The 15,962-nt window shown below is 70.0% G+C and carries 11 protein-coding genes and 1 pseudogene; 9 read left to right on the top strand and 3 right to left on the bottom strand.

Features of this window, described 5'->3' with window-relative positions; all coding sequences use genetic code 11:
• Positions 1 to 20 precede the first annotated feature (20 nt).
• The 6 genes and pseudogenes from F1D61_RS19645 to F1D61_RS19620 all read left to right on the top strand — a co-directional run bounded on the left by F1D61_RS19645 (position 21) and on the right by F1D61_RS19620 (position 7,237).
• Positions 21 to 776, top strand: a complete 756-nt coding sequence (locus tag F1D61_RS19645) for a hypothetical protein (RefSeq protein WP_203153390.1) — start codon at positions 21 to 23, stop codon at positions 774 to 776.
• Positions 777 to 911: 135 nt separating this feature from the next.
• Positions 912 to 2,239, top strand: a pseudogene (locus tag F1D61_RS19640) (MFS transporter).
• Positions 2,240 to 2,426: 187 nt separating this feature from the next.
• Complete coding sequence (locus tag F1D61_RS19635) at positions 2,427 to 3,341, top strand: metallophosphoesterase family protein (RefSeq protein ID WP_246775419.1); 915 nt, start codon at positions 2,427 to 2,429, stop codon at positions 3,339 to 3,341.
• 273 nt (positions 3,342 to 3,614) lie between these two features.
• Positions 3,615 to 4,886 (top strand): arsenic transporter, encoded by a 1,272-nt coding sequence (locus tag F1D61_RS19630; RefSeq protein WP_203153388.1) that lies wholly within the window; start codon positions 3,615 to 3,617, stop codon positions 4,884 to 4,886.
• A 47-nt stretch (positions 4,887 to 4,933) separates the two neighbouring features.
• Entirely contained in the window at positions 4,934 to 5,860 is a 927-nt protein-coding gene (locus F1D61_RS19625) for a DMT family transporter (protein WP_246775418.1), read from the top strand.
• 21 nt (positions 5,861 to 5,881) lie between these two features.
• Positions 5,882 to 7,237 carry a TAXI family TRAP transporter solute-binding subunit gene (locus tag F1D61_RS19620; protein ID WP_203153386.1) on the top strand — a complete coding sequence of 452 codons (1,356 nt, stop codon included), beginning with the start codon at positions 5,882 to 5,884 and terminating at the stop codon, positions 7,235 to 7,237.
• 355 nt (positions 7,238 to 7,592) lie between these two features.
• Here the strand turns inward: F1D61_RS19620 and F1D61_RS19615 are convergent, their stop codons facing one another.
• Positions 7,593 to 9,221 (bottom strand): long-chain-fatty-acid--CoA ligase, encoded by a 1,629-nt coding sequence (locus tag F1D61_RS19615; protein WP_203153384.1) that lies wholly within the window; start codon positions 9,219 to 9,221, stop codon positions 7,593 to 7,595.
• 219 nt (positions 9,222 to 9,440) lie between these two features.
• Here F1D61_RS19615 and F1D61_RS19610 point away from each other — a divergent pair, with 219 nt between their 5' ends.
• Positions 9,441 to 9,914, top strand: a complete 474-nt coding sequence (locus tag F1D61_RS19610; protein ID WP_203153382.1) for a MarR family winged helix-turn-helix transcriptional regulator — start codon at positions 9,441 to 9,443, stop codon at positions 9,912 to 9,914.
• A gap of 282 nt (positions 9,915 to 10,196) precedes the next feature.
• Here F1D61_RS19610 and F1D61_RS19605 read toward each other — a convergent pair whose 3' ends face one another.
• Positions 10,197 to 10,733: a hypothetical protein gene (locus F1D61_RS19605; RefSeq protein ID WP_203153380.1), complete on the bottom strand. Its 537-nt coding sequence runs from the start codon at positions 10,731 to 10,733 to the stop codon at positions 10,197 to 10,199.
• A 153-nt stretch (positions 10,734 to 10,886) separates the two neighbouring features.
• On the opposite strand from F1D61_RS19605, the gene F1D61_RS19600 reads away from it, so the two are divergent.
• Together F1D61_RS19600 and F1D61_RS19595 are read left to right on the top strand one after the other, a co-directional pair.
• Positions 10,887 to 12,269 (top strand): aminotransferase, encoded by a 1,383-nt coding sequence (locus F1D61_RS19600; protein WP_203153378.1) that lies wholly within the window; start codon positions 10,887 to 10,889, stop codon positions 12,267 to 12,269.
• Between the two features lie 414 nt (positions 12,270 to 12,683).
• Positions 12,684 to 14,144 (top strand): methyl-accepting chemotaxis protein, encoded by a 1,461-nt coding sequence (locus F1D61_RS19595; protein ID WP_203153377.1) that lies wholly within the window; start codon positions 12,684 to 12,686, stop codon positions 14,142 to 14,144.
• A 240-nt stretch (positions 14,145 to 14,384) separates the two neighbouring features.
• Here F1D61_RS19595 and F1D61_RS19590 read toward each other — a convergent pair whose 3' ends face one another.
• Positions 14,385 to 15,917, bottom strand: a complete 1,533-nt coding sequence (locus tag F1D61_RS19590; RefSeq protein WP_203153370.1) for an acyl-CoA carboxylase subunit beta — start codon at positions 15,915 to 15,917, stop codon at positions 14,385 to 14,387.
• Positions 15,918 to 15,962 lie beyond the last annotated feature (45 nt).

The raw sequence follows: 15,962 nt of genomic DNA, 5'->3' as shown, positions 1-15,962 counted from the left end.
GGCGCTGACGAGCGACGCTGATGACGACAGGAAAGCCCGGCTTGCGGGCCGCGGGCCTCGCGGCCGTGATCCTGGCGGCCGGACCGGCCGTGGCGCAGGACAACTCGGTCTGGGATCCCGGCACCCTGCCGGAGACCAAGGGCACGGTGAAGCAGTACACGCTCACCCCCCGCGGCGACGTCGACGGCCTGATCCTCACCGACGGGACCGAGGTGAAGCTGCCGCCGCGGCTCTCCGGCGCCGTCGTGTTCACGGTGAAGCCGGGCGACGCGGTCTCGGTGCGCGGCATGCGCGCCCGGGCCCTGCCGCTCGTCGACGGGGCCTCGATCCGCAACGAGGCAACCGGGGCCACCCTCGTCACCCTCGGCCCCCCGGAGCCCGCCGCCGACGAGACGGTGCTGAGCGGGCGCATCGCCGCCCTGCTGCACGGCCGCCGGGGCGAGGTGAACGGGGCGCTCCTCGACGACGGCACCACCCTGCGGCTGCCTCCGCACGAGGCCGCGCGCCTGACTACGACCCTGCGGGCCGGCCAGGGCGTCAGCCTCCGCGGCAGCGTGGCGAAGAGCCCGCTCGGCACGGTGGTGGAGGTGCGGGCGCTCGGCACGAGCCCGGACAACCTGGTCGAGGTCGGCGGACCGCCGCCCCGTCCGCGGGGTCCGCGGGCCGAGGCCGGTCCGCCCGGCGGCCCGGACGCGCCGCCTCCGCCGGGCCCCGGTGCGGCCCCACCCCCGCCGCCGCCCGGGGCTGCCCCGCCCCCGCCGCCCCGGCGGTTCTGATCCGAACCTTCCCCAGATGACCTGCGTGGTGCCCACGCGCCACGCAGGAGCCTAATCCCGATGGCATTGCAACTTTTCGTGGTCCCGCCGGTTCTCGGCTCCGGACCCGGCAGTCCTTCCCCCGGAGACATCACGGTGAGCACGGCAAACCCCACTCCTGTCCCTGCGTCCGTAGCGCCGGACCGGCAGCCGTCCTCCCGGGCGCTGCGTGGGCTCGACGCGCTCAACTTCACCCTGGCGGACGTGCGCGACGGCCTCGGACCCTATCTGGCGATCTACCTCATCGCCGTGCGCGGCCCGGACCAGGGCTGGAACGAGGCGACCACCGGCATGGTCATGACCATCGCCGGCATCGCCGGCCTGATCGCCCAGACGCCGGCCGGCGCCCTCATCGACCGCTCGCGGCACAAGCGCATGATCGTGATCGCGGCGGCGCTCGCCGTGACCTTGAGCTGCCTGGCCTTGCCCTTCATCTCGAACTTCTACGCGGTCGCCGCCACCCAGTCGCTCGCCGGCATCGCCGGGGCGATCTTTCCGCCGGCGCTCGCCGCCATCACCCTGGGGGTGGTGGGGCCCAAACTGTTCTCCAAGCGCATCGGCCGCAACGAGGGCTTCAACCATGCCGGCAACGCCGTCTCGGCGGCGCTCGCGGGGGCCTGGCCTACCTGTTCGGCCCGATCGTGGTGTTCTGGCTGATGGGCGTGCTCGCCGCCCTGTCGATCGGCGCGATGCTGATGGTGCCGGACGAGGCGATCGACAACGACCTCGCCCGCGGCCTCGACTGCGCCGAGGACCAGTCCTGCGAGGAGCAGCCCTCCGGCCTCGCCGTGCTGCTCCAGAACAAGTACCTGATGCTGTTCGCGCTGCTGGCTGCGATCTTCCACCTCTCGAATGCCGCGATGCTGACCTCGGTCGGCCAGCTCCTCACCCACCTGTCGGGCAAGGACAACGCCACCTCGCTCATCGCGATCTGCATCGTGGCGGCGCAATGCGTGATGGTGCCGGTGGCGATGTTCGTCGGCCACAAGGCCGATGCGATCGGCCGCAAGCCCATCTTCCTCGCCGCCTTCGGCGTGCTGGCCCTGCGCGGCGTGCTCTACACCTTCTCGAACAATCCGTTCTACCTCGTCGCGGTGCAGCTCCTCGACGGCATCGGCGCTGGCGTCTACGGCGCGCTGTTCCCGATCGTGGTCGCCGACCTCACCCGCGGCACCGGCCGGTTCAACGTCAGCCAGGGTGCCGTCGCGACCGCGCAGGGGCTCGGCGCCTCGTTGAGCGCCACGCTCGCCGGCCTCATCATCGTCTCGGCGGGCTACTCGGCGGCCTTCCTGACGCTCGCGGCCATCGCCGGCCTGGGCTTTGCCCTCTACCTCATGGTGATGCCGGAGACCCGCGGCTTCGAGCCGGCCCAGGCCGGCACGCCCTCCGACCCGACCGGCCGCCCGGCCCTGGCCACCGCCTAGAAGGCCGGACGATGCCCGCCCCGCTCGCCTTCGCGCATATCGGCGACCTTCACCTGACCCGGGCCGACGCCGGGAATGCCCGCGACTTCGCGGCGATCGTCGCCCAGCTGAACGAGGTCGACGGGCTCGACTTCGTCTTCGTGCCCGGGACAACGCCGACAACGGCACCCTCGCGCAATATGCCCTGGTGCGGGCGGGCCTGGATGGCTTGCGCCTTCCGGTCCACGTCATCACCGGCGACCACGACATGGAGGGCGGCAGCCTCGACGCCTTCTATACGGGGCTCGGGGTGCCGCGCCTGCCCTACGCCGTCGATGTCCGGGGCGTGCGCTGCCTGTTCCTCGACCTGTGCGGGCCGGGCTCGGGCGGGCCGGATTTCCGCCTCGGGCCTGATCAGGTCGCCTGGCTCGCGGCGGAACTCGAGGCCGCGCGGGGGCGGGACTGCGCCCTGTTCATGCACAGCTACCCCGCCGACCTGAAGGGCGACGGCGAGGCGGCCCGCGTCGCCGACCTCGTCCATCGCGGGCCGGTCCGCCTCGTCGAGATGGGGCACACCCATTACAACGAGCTCGCCAATGACGGTCGCACGGTCTACGCGGCGGCCCGCTCCACCGGCCAGATCGAGGAGGGCCCGGTCGGCTACGCGGTCGCGGCGATCGACGGCGGCGTGGTGAGCTGGCGCTTCAAGGAACTGGCCCGGCCCTGGCCGTTCGTGCTCGTCACTGCCCCGGCCGACCGGCGCCTCGCCCATGATGCCGGCCACGCGATCGGCGAGCGCTTCACCTTGCGCGCCCTCGTGCTCGGGCCGGCGGAGCGGGTGGAGTTCCGGATCGATGACGGGCCCTGGCAGGCGATGGCGCGGGAGGACGGCGCCCGCTGCCACGCCGCGGAGGTCGTTTGGCCGGCGGGTGCCCGGACGGTCGCCGTGCGGGCGGTCGGCGCGGGTGCCGAAGATACCGACACGATCGAGCCGGCGACCGACGCGGACGGCCTGCCGACCTCCTGCGGCATCGGCAGCGATGCCGACGCCCTCGGGGCCTGGCCGGGCCGGGGCTTGCTGGGGACGCAGCTCGGGCCGAACCGGAATGGGCGGCAGTGGTGAGGGACGGTCCCCCAAATCTCCGGAACTGTTTGACACCTGTCCTGACTGTCACCCTCCGCGTCATTCCGGGGCCGCGCAGCGGAACCCGGAATCCAGAACCGCTGGGTATTCAGAATGGATCGGAACGACCTTCGCCTCGTTCGATACCATCTGAGTTTCTGGATTCCGGGCTCCGCTGCGCGGCCCCGGAATGACGGGGAGGGTTGAATGACCCATCCGCTCAGCCGAACACCCTCCCCCTACTCCCGACCGTGACGACAGGACCCCTCCCCCATGGCCGCGCTGACGCTAAGCCCCAACCTCGCGACCTGGGCGATCGCCGCCCTCGCCACGCTCGGTGTGATCGTGCGCCCGTTCTCCTGGCCGGAGGCGATCTGGGCGGTGGCCGGCGCCCTCGCCCTGGTTCTGCTCGGCCTGCTCCCGGCCGGAACCGCCTGGGAGGGCGTACTCAAGGGCACCGACGTCTACCTGTTCCTCGTCGGCATGATGCTGATGTCGGAGGTGGCCCGGAAGGAGGGCCTGTTCGACTGGCTCGCCGGCATCGCCGTGCGCACCGCCAAGGGCTCGGCGACGCGGCTCTTCACCCTGGTCTACCTCGTCGGCACGGTGGTCACGGTCTTCCTGTCGAACGATGCCTGCGCGGTGGTGCTGACGCCGGCGGTCTACGCCGCGACCCGCGCGGCGAAGGTCGACAATCCGCTGCCCTACCTGTTCATCTGCGCCTTCATCGCCAACGCCGCCTCGTTCGTGCTGCCGATCTCGAACCCGGCGAACCTCGTGGTGTTCGCCGAGCACATGCCGCCGCTGACCCGGTGGCTCGCCCTGTTCGGCCTGCCGTCGCTGCTCGCCATCGGGACGACCTACCTCGTCCTGCGGCTCACCCAGAACGGGACCCTCAGGCAGCAATCGGTCGCGACCGACGTCGAGGCGAAGGCGCTCTCGCGCACGGGAATCGTCGCGGGCCTCGGCATCGTGGCGACGGGCGCGGTGCTGATCGGCGCCTCGGCGCTGGGGCGCGATCTCGGCCTGCCGACCTTCGTCGCAGGCCTCGCCACCACCCTGATCGTGCTGGCGCTGCGCAAGGGGAGCGGCACCGTCGAGGTGATCAAGGACGTGTCCTGGAGCGTGCTGCCGCTCGTCGCCGGCCTGTTCGTGCTGGTCGAGGCGCTGGAGAAGACCGGCGTGCTGGCGATGGTCGCCGACGCCCTGAAGCAGGCCGCGACGGCCGCCCCCACCGAGACCGCCTGGGGGGCGGGCGCACTGATCGCCTTCGCCTGCAACCTCGTCAACAACCTGCCGGCCGGCCTGATCGCCGGGGCGGCGGTCCAGGCCGCCCACGTGCCCGAGAAGGTGGCGGGCGCGGTGCTGATCGGCGTCGACCTCGGGCCGAACCTCTCGGTCACCGGCTCGCTCGCCACCATCCTGTGGCTCACCGCCATCCGCCGCGAGGGCCAGGACGTGAGCTTCTGGAGCTTCCTCAAGCTCGGCGCCCTGGTGATGCCGCCGGCCCTCGCGCTGGCGCTGGCCGGCCTCCTGCTCGTCTGACCGCTCCGCCTCGTCTGCCCCTCAGCCCCGCACAGGAAGGCTCCCCCTTGTCGATCGCCGCGCTCCTCTATCCCTTCATCCTGCTGGCCGGCGTGCTGCAGGCGCTCGGCAACGCGATGAACGCGCAGCTGCGCGGGCACATGGTCAATCCGTGGCTCGCCGCCACGGTGTCGTTCCTGCCGATCGTGTTCGTCTTCACCACCCTGTTCCTGGTGATGCCGACGCCGCTGCCGAGCCTCGAGACCCTGGGAAAGATGCCGTGGTACGCCCCCCTCGGGGGCCTGGCCGGGGCGGTCGCGGTGTTCGGCGGGCTCGCCTTCATCGACAAGGTCGGGGCAGGACCCTTCAACGGCCTGACGCTCACCGCCAACATCATCACCTCGCTCGCCCTCGACGCGTTCGGGCTGTTCGGGCTCCAGGCCGCCGGCTTCAAGCCGCTGCCCTGGCTCGGCGGGCTCATGATGGCGGCCGGCGTGGTGTTCATCGCCAAGACCGCGGGCAAGAAGGACGAGGGCGAGAGCCACGGCATGAGCGGCAAGCTGCTCTACCCGTTCATCCTGGTGGCCGGCGCCCTGATGGCGATCGGCGTGGTGTGGAATTCGCAGCTGCGCGGGGCGCTGGTGAATCCGTGGCTCGCCGCCACGGTGTCGTTCGTGCCGGTCGTCTTCGCCTTCGCGCTGATGGTCCTGCTGAAGCCCACGCCGCTGCCGACCCGCAAGGATCTGGCGGGCGTGCGCTGGTGGATGCCGCTCGCCGGCCTCACCGGGGCGGTGGCGGTGTTCGCCGGCCTGCTCTTCGTCGACAAGGTCGGGGCAGGCGCCCTGAACGGCCTTTTGATCACCGCCAACCTCCTGACCTCGGTCGCGCTCGACCATTTCGGCTGGCTCGGCATGCGCCAGGTCAAGGCCGGCCCGCCGCGGCTGCTCGGAGCCGCGCTGATGGTCGGCGGGATCGTGCTGATCTCGGTGTTCTGACGCGGGATCGCACGAGGCCCCATGCCCACGCTCCCGGACTGGGTCCTGCGGCGCGAGACCTTCGCGGCCCTGATCGTGGTCGGCCTCGCCGCCGCGATCGGGGTCGCGCTCTATCTCAGCCAGGCGACGACGCTGACCATCGCGGTCGCCCCGCGGGACGGGACCGAGCCGGCCCTGATCAAGGCCTATGCCGACGCTCTCGACCAGAACCGCGCCAACATCCGGCTCAAGATCCTGTCCTTCGAGGACGTGCGCGAGAGCGCGGCCGCGCTCCAGGACGGCCGGGCCGACCTCGCGGTGGTGCGGCCCGACGTGCTCCTGCCGAAGAACGGCCTGACCCTGGCGATCCTGCGCGACCAGGCGATGCTGATCGTCTCGCCCGACGGCTCCGGCATCACCGGCTTCCCGAAGCTCGCCGGCAAGCGCCTGGGCATCGCGGCCCATCGCAGCGCCGATTTCTGGCTGCTCAAGAACATCCTCGCCTATTACAACCTGGTGCTGGAGACCGAGGCCGCGACCGTACCGGTGCCGGCCAACGCGGTGCGCCTGGTGGCCATCGACGGGGCGGAGGCGGCCCCGGCGATCCGCGACAAGCGCATCGACGCCTATGTCAGCATCATCGCCGCCTCGGCCCCGAAGGCGCGGGCGCTGGTCGAGGCGGTGCGCGGCATCGGCCGCACCGGCAAGCTCGACCTCGTCGACGTGCCGGACAGCGACGCGGTGATCGAGCGCTTTCCCCGCCTCCAGGCGGTCACCGTCCCGGCCGGCCTGTTCGGCGGCCGGCCCAAGCTGCCGGGCGAGGACGTGAAGACCGTCGGCGCCTCCTACCGGCTGATGGCCCGCGCCTCGATGAGCCGGGCGGTGGCGGCGGACGTGACCCAGCACCTGTTCGAGATGCGCACCGCCGCGGCGGAAGCGACCGACGCGGCGGAATACGTCCAGGCGCCGGCCTACGAGACCACGGTGGCGGCGACGAGCGCCCGCATTCCGATCCATCCCGGCGCGATCGATTATTTCGAGCGCGAGCAGCACGGCTTCGTCGAGCGCTACGGCGACACGCTCTACCTGCTCGCGGCGCTGGCGGGCGGCCTCGCCTCGGCGGTGGCCTGGCTGCGCCAGCGCCTCGCGAGCCTGCGCCGCGAGCGGATCGACGAGGTGACCGACCGGCTGCTCGACATCACCGATCAGGCGCGCTCCCTGCGCGACCCGGACGCGATCGCCCGCCTCTCCGTCGAGATCGACAAGCTCGCCATCGAGGTGGTGCGCGACATCCGCCGGCGGGAACTCGATGCGCGGACGCTGGCCGCGGTGTCGATCGCCATCGAGACGGCGCGGGCGACGGTGGCGGATTGCCGGGCGGAGGCGGCGGCGCCGTGAGGTCTTGTTCGAGTCGGCCGACCCAATTCAACCCAGCATTCCGGAGCCGCGCGAGAACCCTCCCCCCTTTGCGGGGGAGGGTGGCGAACGCAGTGAGCCGGGAGAGGGGCAGCGCGACACCGATCCAGGGGGCGCCCTTCAGAACAGTTCAGTCATCTCCGGACGCGGCGTCCCCTCTCCCGCCCCGCATCCGCGGGGCACCCTCCCCCATCCCAAGTCGGGCATGCCCGACTTGGGCACAGGGATGCGGAATTCGGGCAAGCCCGAGTTCCGTGGGGGGAGGGTCCGTGCTCTCGGCCGTCGCTCCTCCCGAGCGATCTCGGACGAGCCCGGGACCGCCTGGACGACCGGCGCCTCACGCCGCCCCGGGCAACCGGTAATCCCGGAACTGATCCCGCAAGGCCGTCTTCTGGATCTTCCCGGTGGCGGTGTGGGGGATGGCCTGGACCACCACCACGTCGTCGGGCATCCACCACTTGGCGATGCGCGGCGCCATGTAGGCGAGGATGTCGGCCTTGTCGGGGGTGCGGCCTTCCTTCGGGACCACGATGAGGAGCGGGCGCTCGTCCCATTTCGGGTGCTGCACGCCGATCACCGCGGCCTCGGCCACGTCCGGATGGCCGATTGCCAGGTTCTCGAGGTCGATCGAGGAGATCCACTCGCCGCCGGACTTGATCACGTCCTTCGAGCGGTCGGTGATCGCCATGTAGCCGTGCTCGTCGATGGTGGCGACGTCGCCGGTGTCGAAGAAGCCGCGATCGTCGAGGATCGGCTCGTCCGAGCGGAAATAGGCCTTGGCCACCGCGAACCCTGAGACCTTGAGCCGGCCGAAGGTGGTGCCGTCCCAGGGCAGGTCGCGGCCCTCGTCGTCGGTCAGCCGGAAATCGACGCCGAACGGGGCGTAGCCCTGCTTCATCTTGAGGTCGAGGCGGGCCTCGCCTTCGAGATGGGCGACCTCGGGCTTGAGCGAGCAATAGGAGCCGATCGGGCTCATCTCGGTCATGCCCCAGGCGTGATCCACCGTGACGCCGTATTCGCGCTCGAACCGCTCGGTCATCGCCCGCGGGCAGGCCGAGCCGCCGATCACGACGCGCTTCAGGTGGCTCAGGCGCTTCCCCGTCGTGTCGAGGTATTGCAGCAGGCCGAGCCAGACCGTCGGCACCGCCGCCGTCACGGTGACGCCGGTGGTCTCCAGGATCTCGTGCACCGAGGCGCCGTCGAGCTTCGGCCCCGGCATGACGAGGCCGGCGCCCGACATCGGCGCCGCGAAGCAGAAGCCCCAGGCATTGGCGTGGAACAAAGGCACCACCGGCATCGCCATGTCGGTCGGCGAAAGCGCGATGAAGGCCGGGTTGTTGACCATCAGGGCCAGCAGCACGTTCGAGCGGTGCGAGTAGAGCACGCCCTTCGGCAGGCCGGTGGTGCCGGAGGTGTAGCAGAGGCCCGCCGCGGTGTTCTCCTCGAAGGAGGCCCAGGCGAAGTCGTCGTTGGCCTCGGCCAGCCAGTCCTCGTAGGCGACGGCGTTGCGCAGGGATGTCTGCGGCATGTGGGCGCCGTCGGTCAGGATGACGTAGCGCTCGATCGTCGGCAGCTTGTCGGCGAGGCGCTCGACCAGTGGAACGAAGGTCAGGTCGAGGAAGAGGATCCGGTCCTCGGCGTGGTTGATGATATAGGCGATCTGGTCGTCGAACAGCCGCGGGTTGACCGTGTGATAGATCGCCCCGATGCCGGTGATGCCGTACCAGGCCTCGAGATGGCGCCAGGTGTTCCAGGCCAGCGTCGCGATCCGGTCGCCGAGACGGATGCCGTCGGCGGCCAGCCGCTTCGACAGGCGCAACGAGCGCTGGCGCACCTCGGCATAGGTGGTCCGGTGCATCGGCCCCTCGACCGAGCGCGAGATCACCGGGCGGGCGCCGTGCTGCACGGCGGCGTAGTCGATGACGCGGTGGATCAGCAGGGGCCAGTCCTGCATCAGGCCGAGCATGGCGTGTCGTCCTTCCCTTGATGGAGCGCGCTTGGCCGCGCGCCCTCGGTCGCCGGGGCCTCGTGGGCCCGCGGTCTCAGGGTCTCAAGCTATGGCACCGGCCCCGGGGTGGCTAGAGCGGCGCCGCCGCGCAGCCGGGCACGCGGAACCGGGATCGAAGAGCGGGGATCGCGCGCGGCCGGGCGTGGCGCCGAGATGGTTCTGATGTAAACTATCCCGATGACGGCATCCTCGCGCCCCCACCCCACAGACGCCCCGGCCGAGGCCGATCCGCTGCGGGTCTGGTTCCGCTTCATCCGCCTGCACCGGCGCGTCGTGGCCGCGGTGGCGGCGGAGCTGAAGGCGGTCGGGCTGTCGATCCCGCAATTCGACGTGCTCTCGACCCTGTCCGAGCGCGAGGGCCTGACCCAGCAGGACCTCGCCGAGCGGCTCTACGTGACCAAGGGCAACGTCTCGGGGCTGATCGACCGGCTGGTCGAGGCCGGCCTCGTCGAGCGCCGGCCGATCCCGGGCGACCGGCGCTCCCACGCCCTGCACCTGACGGAAGCGGGGCTGGCGCTCGCCCGCACCGGGATCAGCGCACAGACCGCCTACGTCGCCCGGACCCTCGGCCGTCTGCCGCCGGGCGACGTGGCCGAGCTGGAGCGGGTGGTGCTGGCCTGGCGCGACGCCGCGAGGGCGGATGGCGGCTGACCCGTCTTCAAGACGGTGCTACGCTCTTAACCTGCCTGAGCGGACTGATCTTTTTAATACCGGAAGCAGCGACGAGATATCCCATCCCCCACCTCATCCTGAGGTGTCAGTCGATCGCAGATCGACTGACCTCGAAGGAGGGTTCCAGGGATCTCGGAGACTTCTGGAGACCTCCTTCGAGGTCCGTCCATCGTTGATGGACTGACGCCTCAGGATGAGGTGAATGGTGGGAGAGCCCGATGGCCGCCAGTCTTGAGCGGGAAATACCGCTCAACCCGGCGCTCACGTCACCGTCCGCTTCTCCACGTCGAGGACCACGCCGTTCGGCGTCATCCGCTCGCGGGCGACGAGCCGGTCGCCGGGCAGGAACACGCCGAGCGGCACGTCCCGGTCCGGCAGCACGACGGTGGCGCTGTAGTTGACGAAGACCAGAACGTGCCGGCGCTGCGGGATCGAGGACACCGCCCAGCGCTTGAGCTGGCCGTAATACGGCTCGCGCTTCCAGACCGTGGGCTGGCTCGGATCGACCTGGACGTGCAGGAAGCGCGTCGTCGGGTCGAGGCTCAGCACCATCTTGGCCTTGTCGGGCTTCCATTCCGGGCCGAGCCAGGCTTCCGTCATCCACAGGCAGAAGAAGGCGCGGCAATGACCGGGCCGGGTCTCGTGGATGCCGCAGCCGCGGCCGGGCTTGGCGTGGCGGCACCACTTCCCGGCCACGCTCTCCACCGCCGGCACGTCGTAGACCTTGCAGCACAGGGTGCAGGCGCCGCAGGCCCGGCCGGGCGCGGGCGTCGAGACGAGTTGGGCGGGGTCGAGCATGCGCGTCGGTCTGACCAGGATTGTGCGGGGGTGCCGCGAGGGCGGCCCGGGTTGTGCGTCGGCATCGCGCCGCTAGTGTGACGGCGCAAGCGAATTCTGCTCCGCGAGTCGGGAGCCCGACGGGCTCCCCCGAGAAAGAAAGCGACAGAGACGATGCTCTCGAACCTCGCCACCCGCGACGTCGAAACCCTGATCCACCCCTACACCAACTTGGCGGCCTTCCGGCAGACCGGGCCGCTGGTGCTGGAGCGCGGCCACGGCGTCTGGGTCTACGACACCGACGGGCGGCCCTATCTCGAGGGCATGGCCGGCCTGTGGTGCACGTCGCTCGGCTATTCCAACGAGGAGCTGGTCGAGGCCGCCCGCGAGCAGATGGCGCGCCTGCCCTTCACCCACCTGTTCTCCGGCCGCAGCCACGACCCGGCGATCGAGCTCGCCGAGACCCTGAAGGAGCTGGCGCCGATCCCGGTCTCGAAGGTGTTCTTCACCTCGTCCGGCTCGGAGGCCAACGATACCCAGGTCAAGCTGACCTGGTACCTCAACAACGCGCTCGGCCGGCCGCAGAAGAAGAAGATCATCGGCCGGCACAAGGGCTATCACGGCGTCACCGTCGCCTCGGCCTCGCTCACCGGGCTCACCGCCAACCATGCCGACTGGGACCTGCCGCTGCCGGGCTTCCTGCACGCCGCCTGCCCGCACCATTACCGCGGCGCCGAACCCGGCGAGACCGAGGAGGCCTATTCGGCGCGCCTCGCCGCGGAACTCGAGGAGATGATCCTGCGCGAGGGCCCGGAGACGGTGGCGGCCTTCATCGCCGAGCCGGTGATGGGCGCCGGCGGCGCCATCGTGCCGCCGAAGGGGTACTTCGCAGCGATCGAGCCGGTGCTCGCCCGCTACGACGTGCGGTTCATCGCCGACGAGGTGATCTGCGGCTTTGGCCGGCTCGGCACCTGGTTCGGCTCCGAGGCCATGGGGATGAAGCCCCACAGCCTGTCCTTCGCCAAGGCGCTGACCTCAGCCTACATGCCGCTCGGCGGCGTCACGGTCGACGAGACGTTGTATCAGGCGATGCAGGACCAGAGCCGCAAGATCGGCACCTTCGGCCACGGCACCACCTATTCGGGCCATCCGGTGGCGAGCGCGGTGGCGCTCAAGACCATCGAGATCTACAAGCGCGACAAGATCATCGAGGGCGTGGCCGAGAAGGCGCCGCACTTCCAGCGCCGGCTCTCGGCCCTGGAGGAGCACCCGCTCGTCGGCGAGGCGAAGGGCCTCGGCCTGATCGGCGGCCTCGAGATCGTCGCCGACAAGGCGACGAAGCGCCAATACGACCCGAAGGCCGGCGTCGCCGCCCGCTGCGTCGCCTTCGCCCAGGAGGAGGGCCTGATCGTCCGCTTCCTCACCGGCGACCGCGTCGCGGTCTGCCCGCCCCTGGTGATCCGCCCGGACGAGATCGACACCCTGTTCGACCGGCTCGGCACCGCCCTCGACCGCACCCAGGCCTGGATTCGCGAGCAGGGCCTGACCGCCGCGTAGACCACGCTCAGCCGCAGGGAGAGGCCGCCATCCGGCGGCCTCGACCGACCGGTCCGGACCGGTGGCCTGCCGGAGACCGACAATCGAGCAACCGGGCGCCATCGGTGACGCTGGGTTAGACTATGCTGCCGGCGATCCCCGTCGTCGAACAGTGCCCGTTCAGCATTCGGAAAATTACCGTTACGTGGTGCGGGGCGCCGCACGCGCCGAAGATCGGGTCGATGAGACTAACTGCCTGTCCCGACATCACCTTTAGCGAGTTCGAGCGGCAGGTCGCGGTACCGAACGTGGCCTGGACGGGCCTGTTAGACCTTGAAGCCCGCGTTGGTAACTGAAATTCGGTCAGGTTTTCAAATTTTTTTAATAATACCCGCCCAACTTTGAGCGGAATTCGCCCAGAGGGGACACGGCGGCATGTTCTGGAAGCATCGGGAGAGCTTGTCGGAAGCGACATTGCAGGCCCTCAACAAGTCTCTTGCCATCATCGAGTTCAACCTCGACGGCACGGTGATCCAGGCCAACACCAACTTCCTCGACCTGCTCGATTACCGGCTCGACGAGATCGTCGGCCAGCATCACCGCATGTTCCTCGACAAGGAGGCGGCGGCCTCACCGGATTACGCCGCGTTCTGGGACAAGCTGCGCGCGGGCGAGTACTTCGCCGACGAGTTCCTGCGCTTCGGCAAGAACCACAAGCGCGTCTGGCTGGAGGCGACCTACAACCCGATTCTCGACGCCGGCGGCAAGCCGGTCAAGGTGGTCAAGCTCGCCGCCGACATCACCAAGAAGAAGAACGAGATCAGCCGTCTCCTGACGATGATCGAGGGGATGCCGGTCGCGGTGATGACCGCCGACCCGCACAACGACTTCCGCATCGACTACATGAACGACGCCTCGCGCCGGACCCTCGGCCCGCTGGGCCAGTACCTGCCGGTCGCGACGGACCTGATGATCGGCACCTCGATCGACGTCTTCCACAAGGACCCGTCGCATCAGCGCCGGATGCTGGCCGATGCGAGCCGCCTGCCGCACCGGACCCGGATCAAGCTCGGGCCGGAATTGCTGGACCTTCAGGTCTCGGCGATCATGGGGCCGGACGGCACCTATCTCGGGCCGATGCTGACCTGGGCCGTGGTGACCGCGCAGGCGACCATGGCGTCCGACGTCTCGCAGGTCGTGACCGCCATGAGCGGCGCGGTCGAGGAGATGCAGCGTTCCGCCAACGGCCTCGGCCGCTCGGCCGATGAGGCGCGCGACCGCGCCGCCACGGTGGCGGCGGGCTCGGAGGAAATGACCGCCTCGATCCAGGAGATTTCCGGCCAGGTCGGCCGCGTCTCCGAGCGCGCCCAGCAGATCGCCGCCCAGGCCGAGGCGACCGATGCCACGGTGCGCAGCCTCTCGGCCAAGGCGCGGGAGGTCGATTCGGTCGTCGGCATGATCTCGACGATCGCCGACCAGACCAACCTGCTGGCGCTCAACGCGACGATCGAGGCGGCCCGGGCGGGGGCGGCGGGGCGCGGCTTCGCGGTCGTCGCGGCGGAAGTCAAGGAGCTGGCGGGCCAGACCGCCAAGGCGACCGGCGAGATCACCCAGCGGATCGGCGACATCCAGGGCGCGACCGGCGAGGCGGTGGCGGCGATCGCCACGATCAGCAACGCGGTGGCGGAACTGTCGCGGCTGACGCTGGCCATCGCCAGCGCCGTCGAGCAGCAGGCCGCCTCGACGCAGGAGGTGTCGTCGAACATCCTGGCGGTGTCGGACGCCGCGAACGCCACCGGCCGGATCGCCGAGAGCGTCCGGGCGGTGTCGGAGAGCCTCGCCGGGCATTCGAGCGGGCTGACCGGGAGCGTGGAGAAGTTCCTGAAGGCGGGATGAGGGTTGGTCGATCACGGGAGCGGGCGAGGAACCAACTCCCCTTCCCTCTCACCCTCCGCGTCATCCTGGGGCTCGCCGAAGGCGAGAACCCGGGATCCATGACCGCTGACAGTTCAGGACAAGGCGGAGTACCGTCCGCCTCACCCTGCATCGTCGGCGGTTATGGATCCCGGGTTCCGCTGTCGCGGCCCCGGGATGACGATGGAGGGTGTCAGTTTCGCTGAGGGACTTGGGTGGCCCTCACAACGGAATGTTGTCGTGCTTCTTCCAGGGCTGCTCGCTCTCCTTGGTGCGCAGCATGGCGAGCGCCCGGGCGACGCGGCGGCGCGTCGAGTGGGGCATGATCACCTCGTCGATGTAGCCGCGCTCGGCGGCCACGAACGGCGACATGAAGCGCTCCTCGTATTCGGCCGTGCGCGCCGCGATCTTCTCCGGATCGCCGAGATCCTGGCGGAAGATGATCTCGACCGCGCCCTTGGCGCCCATCACGGCGATCTGGGCGGTGGGCCAGGCGTAGTTCACGTCGCCGCCCACGTGCTTGGAGGCCATCACGTCGTAGGCGCCGCCGAAGGCCTTGCGGGTGATGACGGTGACGAGCGGCACCGTCGCCTGGCTGAAGGCGAAGAGCAGCTTGGCGCCGTGCTTGATCAGGCCGCCATATTCCTGCGCCGTGCCCGGCAGGAAGCCCGGCACGTCGACGAAGGTGACGATCGGGATCGAGAAGGCGTCGCAGAAGCGCACGAAGCGGGCGGCCTTGCGCGAGGCATCCGAGTCGAGCACGCCGGCCAGCACCATCGGCTGGTTGGCGACGATCCCGACGGTGCGGCCCTCGATCCGGGCAAAGCCCGTGATGATGTTGCGGGCATACGCCGACTGGATCTCGAAGAAGTCGCCCTCGTCCACGACCCGGCGGATCAGCTCGCCCATGTCGTAGGGCTTGTTCGGGTTGTCGGGGATCAGGGTGTCGAGGCTGCGGTCGAGGCGGGAGGGATCGTCGAAGCTCTCCAGCTCCGGCACGCCGGCCTGGTTGTTGGCCGGCAGGAAGTCCATCAGGCGCCGGATCTGCAGGAGCGCCTCGACGTCGTTCTCGTAGGAGCCGTCGGCGATCGACGACTTCGAGGTGTGAACCTTGGCGCCGCCGAGTTCCTCGGCCGTCACCACCTCGTTGGTCACGGTCTTCACCACGTCCGGCCCGGTCACGAACATGTAGCTCGTGTCGCGCACCATGAAGATGAAGTCGGTCATCGCCGGCGAGTAGACGTCGCCGCCGGCACACGGTCCCATGATGACCGAGATCTGCGGGATGACGCCCGAGGCCAGAACGTTGCGCTTGAACACCTCGCCGTAGCCGCCGAGCGCTGCCACGCCCTCCTGGATGCGGGCGCCGCCGGCATCGAACAGGCCGATGATCGGAGCGCGCATCTTGAGCGCCATGTCCTGGACCTTGATGATCTTCTGGGCGTGCGCCTCGGAGAGCGAACCGCCGAAGACCGTGAAGTCCTTCGAGAACACGAAGACGGCGCGGCCGTTGATGGTGCCCCAGCCGGTGATGACCCCGTCGCCCGGGATCTTCTGCTTCTCCATCCCGAAATCGTTCGAGCGGTGCTGCACGAACATGTCGAATTCCTCGAACGACCCGGAGTCGAGGAGGAGCTCGATGCGCTCGCGCGCCGTGAGCTTGCCGCGCTTGTGCTGCGCCGCCACCCGGCTCTCGCCGCCGCCGACCCGGGCCTGCGCGCGCCGCTGGTCGAGCCGTTCGAGGATATCCTTCATGCTGTCGCCCATTCCTGAAGAAAAGTCGCGCGCCCGCCGGGAGGC

The organism is Methylobacterium aquaticum (assembly GCF_016804325.1).
Taxonomy (GTDB): domain Bacteria; phylum Pseudomonadota; class Alphaproteobacteria; order Rhizobiales; family Beijerinckiaceae; genus Methylobacterium; species Methylobacterium aquaticum_C.
Note: the sequence above shows the minus strand (reverse complement) of the source record. Positions and strands in the feature narration are given on the sequence as shown.

Excerpts from the sequence above, each read along its gene's own strand:
- F1D61_RS19605 (WP_203153380.1), bottom strand. The coding sequence starts at position 10,733 with ATGCTCGACCCCGCCCAACTCGTCTCGACGCCCGCGCCCGGCCGGGCC.
- F1D61_RS19600 (WP_203153378.1), top strand. The coding sequence starts at position 10,887 with ATGCTCTCGAACCTCGCCACCCGCGACGTCGAAACCCTGATCCACCCC.
- F1D61_RS19610 (WP_203153382.1), top strand. The coding sequence starts at position 9,441 with ATGACGGCATCCTCGCGCCCCCACCCCACAGACGCCCCGGCCGAGGCC.
- F1D61_RS19620 (WP_203153386.1), top strand. The coding sequence starts at position 5,882 with ATGCCCACGCTCCCGGACTGGGTCCTGCGGCGCGAGACCTTCGCGGCC.
- F1D61_RS19615 (WP_203153384.1), bottom strand. The coding sequence starts at position 9,221 with ATGCTCGGCCTGATGCAGGACTGGCCCCTGCTGATCCACCGCGTCATC.
- F1D61_RS19595 (WP_203153377.1), top strand. The coding sequence starts at position 12,684 with ATGTTCTGGAAGCATCGGGAGAGCTTGTCGGAAGCGACATTGCAGGCC.
- F1D61_RS19630 (WP_203153388.1), top strand. The coding sequence starts at position 3,615 with ATGGCCGCGCTGACGCTAAGCCCCAACCTCGCGACCTGGGCGATCGCC.
- F1D61_RS19590 (WP_203153370.1), bottom strand. The coding sequence starts at position 15,917 with ATGAAGGATATCCTCGAACGGCTCGACCAGCGGCGCGCGCAGGCCCGG.
- F1D61_RS19645 (WP_203153390.1), top strand. The coding sequence starts at position 21 with ATGACGACAGGAAAGCCCGGCTTGCGGGCCGCGGGCCTCGCGGCCGTG.